Origin of the sequence: Dysgonomonas sp. 37-18, from assembly GCF_001899125.1 — a bacterium.
In the GTDB taxonomy this organism is placed as follows: Bacteria; Bacteroidota; Bacteroidia; order Bacteroidales; family Dysgonomonadaceae; genus Dysgonomonas.
This window is the reverse complement of the sequence record NZ_MKVC01000016.1, coordinates 78,768-95,371: the sequence shown is the minus strand read 5'-3', so window position 1 is coordinate 95,371 and position 16,604 is coordinate 78,768. Positions and strand designations below refer to the sequence as shown.

Sequence of the window (16,604 nt, the reverse complement as noted above, 5' to 3'; positions counted from 1 at the left end):
TTTATTTGCTGTTTTTAATTGTTACCTTTTTTCTGTTTCTAATTTTATCAAAGGCTAAAAACAATATATAATATTCGCTATTGCTTTCTACTTAATAGATAATTTTATACTTATAAGATACTCTTTTTATGGGCTCGGTTTCGCCGGTTTTGGAGAACCGGCAGAACTAAAAAACATTTCTCAACGAAGTGAAATCTTTTATAGGAAAAGATATTCTTATCTTGAGATTACAAACAGAAGTCTGTCTACAAGGCTGTTCTTATTATCTCTACTAAGGATCCTTGTATTATATAACTATCCAAGTTATATGTACGAATGAATAATATGAAGCCTACAAATGTATACCTACATTAATCGATAAAACGCTTTGTAATATCACCGAATGCATCTATACGTCTGTCTCGGAAGAATGGCCACCAACGTCGTACCTGCTCAGAGCGCTTCATATCTACCTCTACTATTTGTACTTCTTCTTTGTCGTTGGATGCCTGCCATAGAATTTCGCCTTGAGGGCCTGCAACGAAGCTGTTTCCCCAGAAAGTGATTCCATTGGTTTGTCCCGATGGGTCGGGTTCATATCCTGTGCGATTTACAGATACAACGTGCAGTCCGTTAGCAACTGCGTGCCCTCGTTGAGAGATCACCCAAGCGCCAAGCTGGCGGTTTTTCTCGTCTTCTGTATCGGTCGATTCCCAGCCTATAGCTGTAGGGTAAATAAGAATATCAGCCCCAGCCATTGCCATCAGGCGTGCAGCTTCGGGGTACCACTGATCCCAACATACCAAAATGCCAAGTTTACCCAATGATGTTTCTATGGGCTTAAAGCCAAGATCTCCGGGAGTGAAATAAAATTTTTCGTAATAAGCAGGATCGTCAGGAATATGCATCTTGCGATATTTACCTGCAATAGTTCCGTCTTTTTCTATTACTACAGCTGTATTGTGATACAGTCCGGGAGCACGACGTTCGAATAGGGAAAGTACAATGACAACTCCTAACTCTTTAGCCAGAGTCCCAAAGTCGTCGGTAGACGGTCCGGGTATTGTTTCGGCCAGATCAAAAATATTTGTATCCTCTACTTGACAGAAATAAAGCGAATTGTGCAGCTCTTGTAAAACAATGAGTTGTGCACCTTCGTTTGCTGCCTTACGGATTTTATCTTTTAGTCCTGCTATATTTTTCTGTATATCAGGAGTATTTGCCTGTTGTATGATTCCTATTTTCATAATCCTCTAATCTGGTAATTTAATTGTATTGGGAGACATTTGTATATGTTTCTCAAACTCATCAATCCTTAACTGAATGTCATCCAGAAACTCTTGCGTGCATCCACCTTTTTTAGCATCCAGATAATATTGTTTAAGTAAAGGTAGAAATAATATGTCGTTTCCCGAAAATACCATCGCCGGAACATCATTTTTTATACACCTTAATAATAATGCTTTTTGATCTTTCATAAACGCTTGGGTATTATACAAAATTATCGGGATATTGCATCGTTATACAGTGTAACGAACCATGTTGACGTATCAAGGAAGAACAATCTATTCCTATGATTTCTCTTGTAGGAAAAGCTATTTCTAATTTCTCTTTGGCCTCTGTATCTCTTTCCTGATCGTTGTAGAATGGAAGTAGTACAACATCGTTCATTATAAGGAAATTGGCGTAAGTCGCCGGAAGCCTTTCATTGTCTTCGTCGTATACGGCTTTTGCCATAGGCAGCGAGATTAACTTATATGGATTGCCTTGATAATCGGTGAAGGTTTTTAATTGTTCCTCCATCTTGCCCAAAGCTTCATAGTGTTCGTCGTTTTTATCTTCACATTTTACATATACAATTGTGTGTTCGTCGCAATAGCGAGCTAATGTGTCTATATGGCTATCAGTATCATCTCCACTTAGGTAACCATGATCTAACCATAATATCTTATTTAGTCCGAAGGCTTCTTTTAGATACTTTTCTATTTCATCTTTTGACATGAAAGAATTTCTGTTTGCAGAAAGCAAGCATTCGGATGTAGTCAAAAGTGTGCCTTTTCCGTCCGATTCCAATGCGCCTCCTTCGAGGGCAAAATCCTTCTTGTTGATTAACTCTACATCACTTTTAAATATACCGTTTTTGAACAAGCCTCTGCTTATTTGATTGTCGTAGTTCGATGCAAACTTTAATCCCCATCCATTGAATGTGAAATCATACACCTGTTTTTTTCCATTATTGATAACAGATATCCCGCTGTGATCACGTGCCCATGTATCATTGGTTGGCAATTCTACCAATGTGAGGTTTGGGAATAAGTCTTTATGCTCTTTCAACTCATATTTCACGGTTTCTGCATTGTGACACACAACAATTAATTTTTGCCTTTTCAGTATTTCTACTGCTATATTCACATAGCATGCAGTAACTTCTTCGAGCATATAATCCCAATCGGTATCAGGATGAGGCCATGTTAACTGTATTGCACTTTGCGGATACCATTCGGGTGGAAAAAATATATGATTCATTATCAACGGTCTTTTTATTGTTTGTTTGCTACACAAAAGTACAAAATTTTACTTCAATACACCTCCTGTTAATATCCGCCCCGAATTGATTGTCTGTCTTCGGGCAGAGAAGAAAAGTTCGGGATGAGAATAAGTGCATAAGTTCGCAGTCTCTATATTCTTGTTGTCGATGCCGGCTTCAATTAACAGCAATTTATTAGCCAATTCAAGATTTATGTGCATTTTTCCGCTCTCAGTATTGCGATATGCTATATCAGTGATGGAAAATCCTGTCTGAATAAAAGCATCCACAACTTCATCTCCTACTTCAAAGTGTTTCTGTGAGATGCAAGGGCCTATTCCTGCCACTAGATCTTGAGGTTTGCTGTCGAAGTGCTCTGTCATCTTTTCTATTGTTTTCTCTGCAATTCGGGCTACAGTACCTTTCCATCCGGCATGTATTGCAGCAAGCACATGTTGTACGGGATCAAATATAAGAATGGGCACACAATCGGCAGTGGTAACTCCTATGCAAATATCTTTTTGATTGGTGATTAAAGCATCAATGTCATTCAGATATTTTGCTTTTTCCAAATCACTTTTGTTCAGAAAGTCATTATCAATGATTCGTATCAGATCGTTATGAGTCTGATAGGGAATGTATAGGTTTTCTATGGATACATTTATTTCATCAGCAAGAAGTTCCTGATTTTCACTGACACAATCTGCATCATCTCCCGAATAAGGACTAAGATTTAGAGAAGCGTATGCTCCTGTGCTAATTCCTTCTTGGATGGTAGTTGTGAAAACAGATACGCTCTTTGTTGGAAAAGAGGAAAATGTTAGTAGATCCAGTCTGTTGCTTCGAATTGTATCCATATTCCTAATTTTAAGAAATGCCCTCGATCTCTGTTGATAAAGGGCATTTGCTTTTCTTATTTATTTTCTTCTTCAGTATCTTCTCCGTAATAAAAATCTGGATCGAAATCTTCATCTTCTTCCTCATCCCAGTCTTCTTCTTCATAGTCATCTTCTGGGATAGATTCGTCATCATCATCGAATTCCACAACTTTTATGTCGAGGTTTCGATGGGTGATGCTTTCAAACGATTTTTTGTATTCGCCGTCTGCATTTAGTTCACGCCATAGCATATCTTTTAGGGCTGTAATATTATACCCTGTAATGGATGAAATAAATATATGCGGTATTTCGGGTAGATCAGCTTCCAAAGCTTCCATTAGTTCATCGTCGAGCATATCAGCTTTCGAGATCGCTAATATTCTTCGCTTATCTAACAATTCGGGATTGTACTGAGCCAATTCATTCAATAAAACTCTGTATTCTTGATGGATATCGTCAGCATCGGCAGGTACCATAAACAGTAAAAGCGAGTTACGCTCAATATGTCGTAGGAAACGCAATCCGAGTCCTTTCCCTTCGCTTGCACCTTCTATAATACCCGGTATGTCTGCCATTACAAATGATTTGTAATCACGATAACTTACAATGCCGATTTTAGGTTCAAGGGTAGTAAACGGATAATTTGCTATTTTGGGTTTTGCTGCACTAACTACCGATAGAAGTGTTGATTTTCCTGCATTCGGAAAACCTACAAGCCCTACATCGGCAAGAACTTTTAGTTCCAGTATGACTCTGCGCTCTTGAAATGGTTCGCCCGGTTGTGCATAGCGGGGAGCCTGATTTGTTGAGGTTTTGAAATGGTTATTTCCTTTTCCCCCTCTTCCTCCTTTCAATAGAACAACTTCTTTTCCGTCTTCAGTAACGTCGCAAAGATATTCTCCTGTTTCGGCATCATAGGCTACTGTTCCGCAAGGAACATCTATGATTTTAGAATCACCACTTTTACCTGTACTCAATCTGCCCGATCCGCTTTCTCCATGTCCTGCAAGGACATGCCGTTGGTATTTCAGGTGGAGCAATGTCCACATGTTTCGGTTGGCTCGGAGAATAATATCACCTCCGTCACCTCCGTCACCTCCGTCAGGACCACCTTTCGGTATATACTTTTCCCTGCGGAAATGGGTTGAACCTCTACCACCTTTACCCGATCGGCAGTATATCTTGACGTAATCTATGAAATTTGATTCTGCCATATTTTTATTTATTCTATTTAGATAACAAAGGAAGTTATAATACCGTTCACGGTTTATAACTTCCTTGTATATATAAATAATTCAATTATTTAACTTTGTCCACGGCTTCGGCTATAAGATCAAATATTTGATCTATGGTGCCAACTCCTTTTATTGTGGCCAATTTCCCCGAATTCATATAATGATCTTTCAGTGGGGAAGTTTGATTTTTATATACATCAAGGCGAGATTTTATAGTCTCCAGATTATCATCTGAGCGTCCCGATTGTTGTCCGCGCTTAATAAGTCTGTCTATCAGTTCCGGCTCTTCTACATCGAGATTGATAACGATAGAAATTTCTTCTCCGCGTTCTTTTAATATTTTTTCAAGAGCCTCGCCCTGAGCGATTGTTCTTGGAAAACCATCGAATATAACGCCTGCTTTATCTTTCTTGCTATCCAAAACATTTGCCAGCATCCCGATAACTACATCGTCCGGTACAAGCTGACCTTTAGAGATATATTCTTCGGCTAATTTGCCTAGTTCGGTTCCGTTTTTTATCTCAGCGCGTAGCACATCTCCTGTCGAAATGTGAGCGAGATTATATCTTGTGATGAGATTTTCACTTTGAGTTCCTTTTCCTGAGCCCGGAGCTCCAAAAATTATAATATTCAGCATACTGTTAGAATTACGAGTTACAAGTTACGGGTTGCAAACAGCAAGGCGTAAATCGTAAATATTATTGTTAAGAGTTTTTTATTTTGTATATGTCAGCAAGATTGCGGCCATAACCATCATAATCGAGTCCGTATCCAACGATAAAATCGCTAGGGATTTCTAATGCCACATAGTCTAGCTGTACTTTATGCTTTAAGGCATCAGGTTTAAGAAGGAGTGTAGTTACAAGTATTTCTTTCGGGCTATCGCATGCCAACTGTTCGAGCATCAAAGACATCGTATAGCCTGTGTCTACTATATCTTCAACAATAACTATTGTACGATCTGTGATATCTTCTTCAAGTCCGTATATTTCTTTCAATTTACCTGACGATGATGTACCTTGATAAGATGACATTTTCACGAAAGATACTTCGCTTGGAACAGTAACACGCTTCATCAGTTCCGAAGCGTACATAAAAGAACCGTTGAGAACACAGATAAATAAAGGATCCTTACCTGCTAAATCTTTGTTCAGCTTTTCTGCGATATCATCTATTGCTTTTTCAATTACCTCCTGTGTCAGAAATAGTTCGAATTCTTTATCTTTGATTTTTACTGTCTTCATAGAAGCTCTTTTCCTTAAATATTTATTAAAGTGCAAAAGTAGTACATTTAGCTTAAAAATACATAACGAATTATGTTTTTTAATAAATAGAAATGAATAATTCGGGTGAAAAAGAAAAAAGGTATTCTGAATGAATACCTTTTTATATATAAAGAACTTTACTTATTATTGAGGTGCGCCGTACACTTCTTCACACGGCTGTACAATAACCCAACCTTCTCCTTCAAACATCATCTGGAAGCTTTCGCCGCTACCACGTCCGATGAATGTTTTGAGGGATATATCTGTTTTTATAGTTGGAGTCAGATTCCCCGACCATGCAACAGTGGCGTTAGGGTCCGTAAATATCGGTTGTCCCGGCTTCACCAATAACGTCATGGGTTTACCGTGAGTCGTGATAGCCACATGTCCTGTGCCTGCCAGACGTACTTGAAACAGTCCGCCGCCCATAATGCCGGCAATGCTTTTCATCATTTTTACATCTGATTGTATCGAATTTTCATGAGCAAGGATGTCATTTCCATTTACATTGATAGCTTCGTTTTCAAGATATAAGATTCTCACTCTTTTTTCGAAATCAGCCGCATATACACGTCCGGTTCCTGAAGTTCTCATCATAGTAGTTCCTTCTCCCGACATTGTTTTCTTTAGTAGGTTTCCGATGCCTTTGCTCAGCATACCCTCTCTTTCAAACTTTATGTTTCCTGTATAAGCGACCATTGCTCCCTTTTTTAACATCACCGTTTGGTTGTTGATGTTAAGTTTAAGCATATGGACGCTCTCCAATTGGAAGAAGTCGTTTTTTGACTCGTCTTGTGCAGTTTCTTCGATGAAAGATCTAATAGAATATTTGTTCATACACGTAAAGTTGTTGATAATGATTAATAAAAGTTGACTATAATTCAACAAAAGTAATAAAAATAGGGTATAAATAAAAAAGAACAGCTTTTAGAGCCTGATTCCAATATTTAAACAGAGTGAAACATTTCATCTCATTGAGATTATTTGTTTCACTCTGTATATCATAAAAACCGGATTGTCTCTTGATAGTTTTTCTTTATGTTTGGTGGCAGAACCTTATTTTATTCTTCAACCAGCGCAAAATCGAGTTGTTTCCGTTCCAGATTGGCTCGGGCAACTTTAATTTTCAGCGGGTCGCCAAGGCTGTAAGTGCGTTTTTTGCGACGACCTCGTAAGCAGTAATTCTTTTCATCAAATTCGTAGAAGTCATCATCCAAATCTCGTATCGGAATCATGCCCTCACACTTGTTTTCATTTATTTCTGCATAAACACCCCATTCTGTTATACCGGAGATCACAGCATCGAAGACCTGTCCGAGTTTATCAGACATATATTCTACTTGTTTGTACTTGATAGATGCTCTTTCTGCATTAGCGGCTAGCTGTTCCATTTCAGAGCTGTGTTCACATTTACCTTCGTATAGATGCTTGTTTACACTGCGTCCTCCATCCAGATACCTGGTGAGTAATCTGTGCACCATCATGTCGGGATAGCGACGTATAGGGGAGGTGAAATGTGTATAGTATTCGAATGCCAGTCCGTAGTGACCGATGTTGACTGTGGAATATATTGCTTTTGCCATCGCACGTATAGCGATCGTAGAAATAAGATTCTCTTCGGGTTTTCCACTCACTTCGTCCAGTAGGTGATTGATAGCTTTCGATACATTTGTCTTTGTTCCATCAACTTTGATTTTGTAGCCAAAACGACGGATAAACTCAGAGAGGTTTTCCATCTTTTCGGTATTTGGTATATCGTGGATACGGTAAACAAATGTTTTCGCACTTTTATTCTTCGGTACATTTCCTACAAACTCTGCTACAGTTTTGTTTGCCAGAAGCATAAACTCTTCTATCAGTTTATTCGAATCTTTGGCGTATTTAAAATATACACTCAATGGTTTTCCCTTCTCATCGATTTCGAATCTCACTTCGTGACGATCGAATGCAATAGCTCCGTTGTCGAAACGTTTAGCCCGCAATTTTTTTGCCAGATCGTTTAGTTGTAAGATTTCTTCCTTAAAGTCCCCCTCGGCCCCTTCTATTATATCTTGAGCTTCTTCATACGTAAACCGTCTGTCGGAATGGATAACAGTGCGGGTAATTCTATGCTTTTTTATATTTGCTTCATCATCTAGCTCGAAGATAACAGAGTAGCATAATTTATCTTCATGAGGGCGTAGTGAACATAGGTTATTGCTTAGTCTTTCGGGTAGCATCGGGATGGTGCGGTCTACAAGATAGATTGATGTAGCTCTACTTTCACCTTCTTTATCTATCGTGTCTCCCTCTTGTACATAATGGGTCACATCAGCTATGTGCACACCTACTTCCCAACGTCCGTTTTTTAATTGTTTGATAGATAATGCGTCGTCGAAGTCTTTTGCATCTCGTGGGTCGATGGTAAATGTTGTTGTACTACGCATGTCTTCGCGCTTGGCTATCTCTTCGGCGGTGATGTCATCCGGTATTTTATTTGCTGCCGCTTCTACCTTTTCAGGATATTTGTATGGTAATCCAAATTCGGCAAGGATCGCATTCATCTCGGTGTTGTTTTCTCCTGCCTTTCCCAGTATGTCTATAACTTTTCCTATCGGGTTCTTGGCTTTCTGGGGCCATTCTACGACCTCTACCAATGCTTTGTCTCCGTCATTTCCTCCTTTGAGGTTGTCTTTCGGGATGAATATGTCATTTGCAAGTATCTTGCTATCCATTACCAAGAAAGCAAATTGCTTTTGTACATCGAGTGTGCCAACAAATGTTGTTTGTTTCCGTTCCAGTATTTCTAATACTTCTCCTTCCGGATCACGCCCTTTTCGCTTTGCCAACATTTGTATTTTCACACGGTCGCCATTCATTGCGTGAGCCGAATTGCGTTCGGCAATAAATATATGAGCCGAATCACTTTCTCCATCCGGTACGAAAAAGTTTTTGCCATTGCTTCTTCGTTCGAATACTCCTTCAACAAAGATCCCTCTATTGTTCGACTTATATTTTCCCTTTCCGGTTTCTATTATAAAATCATCTTCTTGGAGGTCGTATAGTATATTGCTTATTAGTTGTTTCTCTGCAGGTTTTTTGAATCCTAATTTTTCGGCTACCTGTTTAATACCAAATGATTCGGAAGAATTCTTGTTGAAAAAGTTTACAACGGAATTTGTAATGTCGCTTTTAGTCTTCCTTTTGTCTTTTTTATGAGGAGCTTTATTCTTACTCATATTTCTCTTATTAAATTATTTCTTAATATCTATAACAACCGTTTGTTGTTAATTTTTATCTGTATATCTGTTAAAACTACTCAAATGTACAAAAAAGTATGGATATTAGATATTAGATAAAGTATGAATAAAATTTAATTATCAAGATTTTGTGTAATTTTACATCCTGTAAAAATGAAAATATAATGTCTTGTATTTTAAGTATAGAAACTTCTACAGAAGTGTGCTCAGTCGCTGTCTCTAACCGAGGTGAAATAATATTTGAAAAAGAAAATATAGAAGGTCCTTCCCACGCTGTTCTCCTCGGAGAATATGTAAATGAAGCAATCCAATTTTTGAGATTGGAGAATATGTCGTTAGACGCCGTTGCTGTTAGTTGCGGACCGGGATCTTATACGGGGCTCCGTATCGGAGTGTCTGAGGCAAAAGGTCTTTGCTATGGATTGAATATTCCTCTGATTGCAATTAATACATTAGAATTGATGGCTTATGGGGTTGTAAAATCAAACGTGATTGATCGGTCAATTCTTCTTTGTCCGATGATAGATGCCCGTAGAATGGAGGTTTATGATGCCTTATTTGACTTTGACTTAAACTTGAAAAAAGAAATATCTGCTGATATTATAGACGAAAATTCTTTTGCTGACATTCTGAATGAAAATAAGATAGCCTTTTTCGGCAATGGCGCAGACAAATGCAAAAACGTCTTGTCGCATGCGAATGTTCAATTTATAGATAACGTATATCCGAAGGCCGCAAATATGGTGACATTAGCAGAAAAAGCCTATGAGGAAAAATCATTTGTAGACGTTGCTTATTTTGAGCCATTCTATCTCAAAGAATTTGTAGCAACTACACCTAAAAACAAGGTTTTGTCGGGGAAATAATCCTTTATATAAGTTGTTTTCTTATTTGTATGGTATCACTTTTGTGATAGCTATTCTTTTTTTGTGCATACAAGCAACATTCTGAAGCTTTTTTGCATCATATATAATATAATTAACCTACTTCTTAAAATATGAAAAAGCTTATATTATTTCTTTTTAGCGCATTGTCGCTTATTCTAGTAACTGCTTGTAGTGATGATTCGGATCTTGATTTTAATTATGAAATAGCAGATTGTGAGCAGGTTCAATTGTCTGCTGATATTTCTGGTGAGAATTGTATATCTTCAGGGCAGGCTCTTCAAGGAGAGTTAACGCAAGTGAAAGGTCAGATTATCCTGAAAAAAATTAAAAGTGGAACTGCTGTTTTGGATATTATTGTTGTAAAAGGTATTGATGGTAAAGAATATTCAAGTTGTAGTACAGAATTTAATAAGAATAATGTAGGTAAGATGATAATCTTCTCAGGATTAACTTATGGGCCTAGTGCGTCTGCTTTTTATTATTACATACCCAGCGGAGGATTTTTAAAGGTAACTGAACTTTGGTTGAAAAAGTAATAAGCAGATTTAGCTTTTATCGATAGAGAAATCCAACATTCTCACGTTTCTCTCTTTATTTCATAAAAAAACTTTCTAAATATTTGCATTATAAAAAATAACATCTATATTTACGAAAAAATAGTAGATTTACGTAAAGTTTATAATAATGGAAAAGTTAACCCATCAGGAGGAAGCGGTAATGCTTCATATTTGGCAATTAAAAGAGTGTGTAGTAAAAGACATTCTAAATGAAATGGACGACCCAAAGCCGCCTTACACTACTGTTGCTTCTATTGTTCGTAATCTGGAGCAAAAGGATTATTTGAACTCTAAGAAATATGGAAATGTGTGGGTTTATACTCCGAAAGTAGCCGAAGATGATTATAAGAAGGCTTTTATGTCGAATGTGGTGAAGAGTTATTTCGAAAACTCGTATAAAGAGTTGGTCTCGTTCTTTGTGAAAGAAGAAAAGATATCCCCTGAAGAGTTGCAAGAAATAGTGAAAATGATAGAAAAAGGAAAAGAGTAAATCATTTAATTGTTAACGCCATGGAACACACAATTATACCTTATTTGATTAAAGCTTCTATATCATTGGCTTTATTTTATGGCTTATATATGTTGTTGCTCAGAAAGGATACTTTTTTCCGCCTGAGGAGGTTTTATTTTCTTTTTTCAATCGCTTTTTCATTACTATTTCCTTTTTTGATGATTGAAATGACGGCTAAAGAAGAGGTTCCTGTTCAGATACCGGCATATTGGCTTTCACAAATAGAGGTATCGGCAATGCCCGCACAACAGGTTTTGGTGATTGATTGGAAACTAATTGCTTTATTTGCAATAGGAGCAGTATCTCTGATTTATGCACTAAGATTTATAATGCAATTATTTTGTATACTAAAGTTGAAGGTTAGTCATAATTCTGAAAAATTGGATACATGTTGTATTGTAAAAATAAAAGACAGGAAAATCTCGCCATTCTCATTTTTTAGATGGATTTTTATCGGCTCTCAAATTGATGATGAGGAAAAATTGAAAGAGATTATAGCTCATGAGATGGTTCATGTCAGGCAATTACACTCTGTAGATGTATTACTAGCCGAAATCGTGTGTATATTATTCTGGTGGAATCCTTTTGTCTGGCTTTTGAAAAAGGAAATAAAAATAAATCTTGAATATCTAGCGGATGAGGGGGTCTTGAAAGAAGGATTCAGTCCCAAAGAATATCAATATATATTATTACAAGTATCAAACGTAAATACCGGTATACCAATTATAAATAATTTTAATGTATCACAATTAAAAAAACGAATTACCATGATGAATAAAAATAGGACATCGCTAGGTAAAGCAACTAAATATTTATTGCTTGTTCCGGTTGTTTTTGTTTTGCTATTAGGAAATGCTGTGCAGGCTTCGCCCGATATAGCTGATATGATAACGATACCTTTTGTTAATGACGGACAGCAAGTGCCTCAGAAAAAAGGGGATGTATATGTGACTGTCGACAAAATGCCTGAATTTCCGGGAGGACTGAATGCTCAGCAAAGGTTTATTGGGCAAAATTTGAAATATCCTGTTGAAGCTCAGGAGAAAGGTGTGGAAGGACGTGTCATTGTGCGTTATGTTATAAGAAGTACAGGCGATATTACAAATATAGAGGTTATAAGAGGTGTTTATCCGTCTTTGGATGAAGAAGTAGTCCGTATAGTGAAGGCTATGCCTAAATGGATTCCCGGAAAGCAAAATGGAAAAGCTGTTGATGTGTACTATACATTACCTTTGATATTCAAAATATCAGGCAGTAAGAAAATTTTTTCGGAGGGAAAAAAAGATAAAGATGTTATGGTTGCTGTCGGATATGGAACTCCTAAAAAAGAAGGCGTTACATTGAAAGAAGGTGGTGCTGAACCATCAGTAGATCACCCTTTCATTACCGTGGAGGATATGCCGGTGTTTCCCGGAGGGGAGTCGGCAATGCAGAGGTTTGTAGCAGATAATCTGAAATATCCTGAATCTGCACAAAAAGCAGGTGTACAGGGGCGTGTAACTGTTCGCTTCATAGTGGGCAAAACAGGAGAGATATCAGATGTAAGAGTTATTAGAGGTATCGACTCCGAATGTGACGCAGAGGCAGTGAGAATGATACAATCTATGCCAAAATGGACTCCCGGCAAGCAGAATGGAATAGCTGTACCTGTGTATTTCACATTGCCGATTGTATATAGACTTAAAAAAGATACTGTAGTAAATACAACAAAGAAATAGCAGATTTTTTTCTCAAGATTATATAGAGGCTAGGTGATATATAGCCTACCTCTATTAGTCTTGAATTGCAAAAGATAATCTATGAAAAAGACCTTGATACTCCTTTCTTTTTTAATTGTGCATTCTGTTTTATTTTCTCAAACTGTAGAGAATGAACTGGAAGCTTACATTCAAAATTTTCAATACCAAAAAGCGTTGGAGTATATTTCCGATAAAGAACCTTCGGCGTATCTACAGTTTCAGGAAGCGATGTGTCATAAAGCTTTGGGTAATTATTTGAAATCGATCGATATTTTACAAAGACTATCTACTGATAATCCCGAAAATGTTCGGGTTAAATCTGAATTAGCCAATTGCTTTGCGATAACAGGACGGAGGCAGGCTGGGATAGATTGTTATGATGATCTGATTCGTTTGGATTCAACGAATTTATATTATAAGATACAAAAGGCTGAACTGCTATTCCAGCAGACGAAGTATGAAAAAGCGTTGTGTTTGTTTAAAGAGATATACGGTCGGAATAATTCTCCCAACACTTTAACTCAGATCGCTCAGTGTTTTGAGAAGATGAATCAAGCTGATAGTGCTATGGTGTACTTCAAAGCGGCATGGGATATTAATCCCTCTGATAGTTACTCTGCGGCAAGTCTTGTTAACCTATGCTTAAAGGCTGGTCGTAGCCTAGAGGCTTTGGCTCACTCTACAGCATATCTTGAAAAAGACAGCACCGATCAGCAGATGAATTTGCTGAATGCGTTGACGTATTATGTGATGGATGATTATGAGGAAGCGATCTCCCGATTTAAGAAGTGTTATGAAGCCGGTGATTCCTCGCTTATTGTTAATCGTAGTCTTGGAATTTCTTACTATTCATTGAGGGAAAATTACGAAGCTGAGATTTTTTTAGACAAAGCATTTCGCCAGGATACTACAAATAATAATGTGCTCTATTGCCTTGCTGTAAGTTCGAACGAATTGGCAGATCATAAAAAGGCAATTCCCTTGTTTCGGAAATTGTTGGATAGGACAATTCCGTCTGATCTGACTTTATATCTTTATTATAAAGGATTGGCATCGGCTTATGATAAGGGCTCTCTTTTCGAAGATGCTGTAGAGGCATATAAAAAGGCATTGATATATACCGGTACGAATCAGAAAATGACAATAAATTTTGCGATAGGTCAATTGTACGAAAATCAGGTAAAAGATAATTCGAACGCTCTTATATACTATCGGAATTATAGAAAAGATTTGAATGAATATCTTGACGGTCTGATAAGAAAAAATGAAACGGATGAAAATATTGATGATACGAAGAAGCGGCTGAAATATTTAGATGAACATATCAAAGAGTTAACAAAAGCGATGTCTGTTAATTAGCTGATCAAACCCCAGTTGTACTTGTTACCACCTAGTTTGCGTAATTGTCTCTTTAGTAATAAGCTCTCAGGCTTTTCCATTTGCGGATCTTCATCCAGTACTTTCTGCGCGACTTCACGTGCATATTGCAGTATCTCCCCGTCTCGTATAAGATTTGCTATCCGCAGATTGAAAGGGATGCCGCTCTGCTGAGTTCCTTCCAGATCGCCCGGGCCCCTTAGCTTTAGGTCGGCTTCGGCTATTTCAAAGCCGTCATTGCTTTCTACCATTATGTCGATACGCTTCCGTGTGTCAGCTGATAGCTCGTAAGGCGTCACCAGAATACAATATGATTGGTCTGCTCCACGACCAACACGTCCTCGTAATTGGTGCAGCTGTGATAGCCCGAAGCGTTGAGCCGATTCTATTACCATAACGGATGCGTTTGGTACATTTACACCCACTTCAATAACGGTAGTTGCTACCATTATCTGAGCCTCATTGGTTACAAAGCGTTGCATTTCTGCATCTTTTTCTTTGGGTTTCATTTTGCCATGAACCTTGCAGACCGTATACTCGGGGAAGATTTCTTTTATATGCTCAAATCCCTCTTCAAGATTTTTGAGGTCGAGCTTTTCACTTTCTTCTATCAGTGGATACACTATGTATACCTGTCTTCCCTCTTGCAGTTGCCTGCGAATGGACTCGTATAAAGCTCCTCGTTTTTTGTCATACTGATGAATTGTTTGTATGGGCTTGCGTCCCGGTGGAAGCTCGTCTATTACCGATACGTCCAAATCGCCATATATAGTCATTGCCAGCGTGCGGGGGATGGGGGTGGCAGTCATTACTAAGATATGTGGCGGGTTTACATTTTTCGACCACAGCTTGGCTCGTTGCGCTACGCCGAAGCGATGTTGCTCGTCAATAACCACTAACCCTAAGTTTGAAAACTGTACGGTGTCTTCTATAAGGGCATGTGTGCCAATTAATATTTGAAGGTCTCCCGTCAATAGAGCATTGTGTATGCGTTCTCTATCCGATTTTTTTGTTGAGCCTGTTAGTAATTCTACATTTACATCAAGCCCTGCTAAGGCTTCTGTGATTGTTTGGTAATGCTGGGTTGCCAATATTTCCGTTGGAGCCATCAGAGCTGCTTGGAAGTTGTTGTCCAACGCAATTAACATTAGCATAAGTGCTACAAGCGTCTTTCCGCTACCAACATCTCCTTGCAGTAAGCGATTCATTTGTTCGCCAGTAGCCATATCTTGCCTGATTTCTTTTATGATTCGTTTTTGTGCATTGGTCAAAGGAAAGGGGAGGTTTTCATCATAAAACCTGTTGAGGTAATCGCCTACCTTAGAAAAAACGAATCCTTTTAACTTTGACTTTCTATCGGCGGTATATCTTAGAATGTTTAGCTGAATATAGAATAATTCCTCAAACTTTAATCTGTATTGTGCTTCTCGTAACAATGTTGTACTTACCGGAAAATGGATGTTGCGCATAGCACTTTTTAACCCCATCAAGCGTGCTTCGTTGATGATGCTGTCCGGTAGCGTTTCGGGTAAGCTTCTTACAACTGAAGAAAATGCGGCTGCCATTATTTTCTGAATTGCTTTTGAGTTCAGATAATGGTTTTTCATTTTCTCTGTTGTGTTATAATAAGGCATCAAGCCTGTAGGGCGTTCTTCTTCACTGATATATGGGTCAATGTCGGGATGTGGAATATTAAATTTGTCTCCAAAAAGAGTAGGTTTCCCAAAAACAATATAGGGTAAGTTCACTTTATATTTATCCGTAATGAACTTTGCTCCTTGAAACCATACCAGATCAATAAATCCTGTGCCATCCGTAAAATGTGCTACGAGTCTTTTTTTTCTACCTTCACCGAATGTCTCAAAAGCTGTAATTCTTCCTCTTATTTGTATATATGGCATATTACCGTCTATCTCGTGTATAAAATAGATACGGCTGCGGTCTATATATTTGTAGGGAAAATAATATAGTAAGTCTTCAACCGAAAATACATTTATTTCCTTGTTGAGTATTTCGGCCTTCTTGGGGCCTACTCCTGCCAGATATTTTATGTCCGTCTGAAAAGAATCTGTCATCTTTCGGTTTAATGCCTAAATTCAAATAAAGTTAGCTTTCTGTTATTTTTGTTCTACGAAGATAATAAATAAAAATGTTTTGCCATCAAGAGGAGGTTGTTATTGCCTGTTGCGAGGATAATGTTTAATATGTCTTGTTTTAATAAAGGATGAAATTTTTATTAAAAAAAATTAAATTAAAAGGAGTGAAGGTTAAAATCGTAAAGCTTATTCGTTTGTTTTTAGTCTCATATGATGTCATATTTAAATAATAACGAAAGTAAATGTTAATTAACATTTGTGCTAATGGATATTCTTAGAATGCTCTGTATATTTGTATTACCTGACGATTTATT

The 16,604-nt window shown here is 37.7% G+C and carries 15 protein-coding genes; 5 read left to right on the top strand and 10 right to left on the bottom strand.

Features of this window, described 5'->3' with window-relative positions; genetic code table 11:
• Positions 1-350: 350 nt before the first annotated feature.
• From BGO84_RS06100 to rnr, 9 genes are all read right to left on the bottom strand, one after another.
• On the bottom strand, positions 351-1,226 hold the full coding sequence (locus BGO84_RS06100) for a carbon-nitrogen hydrolase (protein WP_291028450.1): 876 nt from the start codon (positions 1,224-1,226) through the stop codon (positions 351-353).
• Positions 1,227-1,232: 6 nt separating this feature from the next.
• Positions 1,233-1,457, bottom strand: a complete 225-nt coding sequence (locus BGO84_RS06095) for a hypothetical protein (RefSeq protein ID WP_006842014.1) — start codon at positions 1,455-1,457, stop codon at positions 1,233-1,235.
• Positions 1,458-1,470: 13 nt separating this feature from the next.
• Positions 1,471-2,505: an agmatine deiminase family protein gene (locus BGO84_RS06090; protein WP_291028447.1), complete on the bottom strand. Its 1,035-nt coding sequence runs from the start codon at positions 2,503-2,505 to the stop codon at positions 1,471-1,473.
• A gap of 48 nt (positions 2,506-2,553) precedes the next feature.
• Positions 2,554-3,363, bottom strand: a complete 810-nt coding sequence (pgeF, locus tag BGO84_RS06085) for a peptidoglycan editing factor PgeF (RefSeq protein ID WP_291028444.1) — start codon at positions 3,361-3,363, stop codon at positions 2,554-2,556.
• A 56-nt stretch (positions 3,364-3,419) separates the two neighbouring features.
• Complete coding sequence (gene obgE / locus BGO84_RS06080) at positions 3,420-4,598, bottom strand: GTPase ObgE (RefSeq protein WP_283687400.1); 1,179 nt, start codon at positions 4,596-4,598, stop codon at positions 3,420-3,422.
• An 85-nt stretch (positions 4,599-4,683) separates the two neighbouring features.
• A complete protein-coding gene (locus BGO84_RS06075; RefSeq protein WP_006842018.1) occupies positions 4,684-5,256 on the bottom strand; it encodes an adenylate kinase in 573 nt (190 codons plus the stop codon).
• A gap of 67 nt (positions 5,257-5,323) precedes the next feature.
• Complete coding sequence (gene hpt, locus BGO84_RS06070) at positions 5,324-5,863, bottom strand: hypoxanthine phosphoribosyltransferase (protein ID WP_006842019.1); 540 nt, start codon at positions 5,861-5,863, stop codon at positions 5,324-5,326.
• A gap of 165 nt (positions 5,864-6,028) precedes the next feature.
• Positions 6,029-6,721 carry an AIM24 family protein gene (locus BGO84_RS06065; RefSeq protein ID WP_291028441.1) on the bottom strand — a complete coding sequence of 231 codons (693 nt, stop codon included), beginning with the start codon at positions 6,719-6,721 and terminating at the stop codon, positions 6,029-6,031.
• 224 nt (positions 6,722-6,945) lie between these two features.
• The gene (rnr, locus tag BGO84_RS06060; RefSeq protein ID WP_291028439.1) at positions 6,946-9,102 is read right to left on the bottom strand and encodes a ribonuclease R; all 2,157 of its coding nucleotides are present in this window, start codon (positions 9,100-9,102) and stop codon (positions 6,946-6,948) included.
• 185 nt (positions 9,103-9,287) lie between these two features.
• Here rnr and tsaB point away from each other — a divergent pair, with 185 nt between their 5' ends.
• The 5 genes from tsaB (at position 9,288) to BGO84_RS06035 (ending at position 14,176) form a co-directional block, all read left to right on the top strand.
• Positions 9,288-9,989 (top strand): tRNA (adenosine(37)-N6)-threonylcarbamoyltransferase complex dimerization subunit type 1 TsaB, encoded by a 702-nt coding sequence (gene tsaB, locus BGO84_RS06055; protein WP_291028436.1) that lies wholly within the window; start codon positions 9,288-9,290, stop codon positions 9,987-9,989.
• Positions 9,990-10,120: 131 nt separating this feature from the next.
• Positions 10,121-10,546 (top strand): hypothetical protein, encoded by a 426-nt coding sequence (locus BGO84_RS06050; protein ID WP_291028434.1) that lies wholly within the window; start codon positions 10,121-10,123, stop codon positions 10,544-10,546.
• Positions 10,547-10,694: 148 nt separating this feature from the next.
• The gene (locus BGO84_RS06045; RefSeq protein WP_135107019.1) at positions 10,695-11,057 is read left to right on the top strand and encodes a BlaI/MecI/CopY family transcriptional regulator; all 363 of its coding nucleotides are present in this window, start codon (positions 10,695-10,697) and stop codon (positions 11,055-11,057) included.
• A 179-nt stretch (positions 11,058-11,236) separates the two neighbouring features.
• Complete coding sequence (locus BGO84_RS06040) at positions 11,237-12,796, top strand: M56 family metallopeptidase (RefSeq protein WP_291028432.1); 1,560 nt, start codon at positions 11,237-11,239, stop codon at positions 12,794-12,796.
• 81 nt (positions 12,797-12,877) lie between these two features.
• Entirely contained in the window at positions 12,878-14,176 is a 1,299-nt protein-coding gene (locus BGO84_RS06035) for a tetratricopeptide repeat protein (protein WP_291028430.1), read from the top strand.
• On the opposite strand, the gene recG is transcribed toward BGO84_RS06035, so the two are convergent.
• The gene (gene recG, locus BGO84_RS06030; protein WP_291028427.1) at positions 14,173-16,269 is read right to left on the bottom strand and encodes an ATP-dependent DNA helicase RecG; all 2,097 of its coding nucleotides are present in this window, start codon (positions 16,267-16,269) and stop codon (positions 14,173-14,175) included. The two genes, BGO84_RS06035 and recG, sit on opposite strands and share 4 nt — an antisense overlap.
• Positions 16,270-16,604 lie beyond the last annotated feature (335 nt).

Excerpts from the sequence above, each read along its gene's own strand:
- BGO84_RS06065 (WP_291028441.1), bottom strand. The coding sequence starts at position 6,721 with ATGAACAAATATTCTATTAGATCTTTCATCGAAGAAACTGCACAAGAC.
- recG (WP_291028427.1), bottom strand. The coding sequence starts at position 16,269 with ATGACAGATTCTTTTCAGACGGACATAAAATATCTGGCAGGAGTAGGC.
- BGO84_RS06040 (WP_291028432.1), top strand. The coding sequence starts at position 11,237 with ATGATTGAAATGACGGCTAAAGAAGAGGTTCCTGTTCAGATACCGGCA.
- pgeF (WP_291028444.1), bottom strand. The coding sequence starts at position 3,363 with ATGGATACAATTCGAAGCAACAGACTGGATCTACTAACATTTTCCTCT.
- BGO84_RS06095 (WP_006842014.1), bottom strand. The coding sequence starts at position 1,457 with ATGAAAGATCAAAAAGCATTATTATTAAGGTGTATAAAAAATGATGTT.
- rnr (WP_291028439.1), bottom strand. The coding sequence starts at position 9,102 with ATGAGTAAGAATAAAGCTCCTCATAAAAAAGACAAAAGGAAGACTAAA.
- hpt (WP_006842019.1), bottom strand. The coding sequence starts at position 5,863 with ATGAAGACAGTAAAAATCAAAGATAAAGAATTCGAACTATTTCTGACA.
- BGO84_RS06075 (WP_006842018.1), bottom strand. The coding sequence starts at position 5,256 with ATGCTGAATATTATAATTTTTGGAGCTCCGGGCTCAGGAAAAGGAACT.
- BGO84_RS06090 (WP_291028447.1), bottom strand. The coding sequence starts at position 2,505 with ATGAATCATATATTTTTTCCACCCGAATGGTATCCGCAAAGTGCAATA.
- BGO84_RS06035 (WP_291028430.1), top strand. The coding sequence starts at position 12,878 with ATGAAAAAGACCTTGATACTCCTTTCTTTTTTAATTGTGCATTCTGTT.
- tsaB (WP_291028436.1), top strand. The coding sequence starts at position 9,288 with ATGTCTTGTATTTTAAGTATAGAAACTTCTACAGAAGTGTGCTCAGTC.
- BGO84_RS06045 (WP_135107019.1), top strand. The coding sequence starts at position 10,695 with ATGGAAAAGTTAACCCATCAGGAGGAAGCGGTAATGCTTCATATTTGG.
- BGO84_RS06100 (WP_291028450.1), bottom strand. The coding sequence starts at position 1,226 with ATGAAAATAGGAATCATACAACAGGCAAATACTCCTGATATACAGAAA.
- BGO84_RS06050 (WP_291028434.1), top strand. The coding sequence starts at position 10,121 with ATGAAAAAGCTTATATTATTTCTTTTTAGCGCATTGTCGCTTATTCTA.
- obgE (WP_283687400.1), bottom strand. The coding sequence starts at position 4,598 with ATGGCAGAATCAAATTTCATAGATTACGTCAAGATATACTGCCGATCG.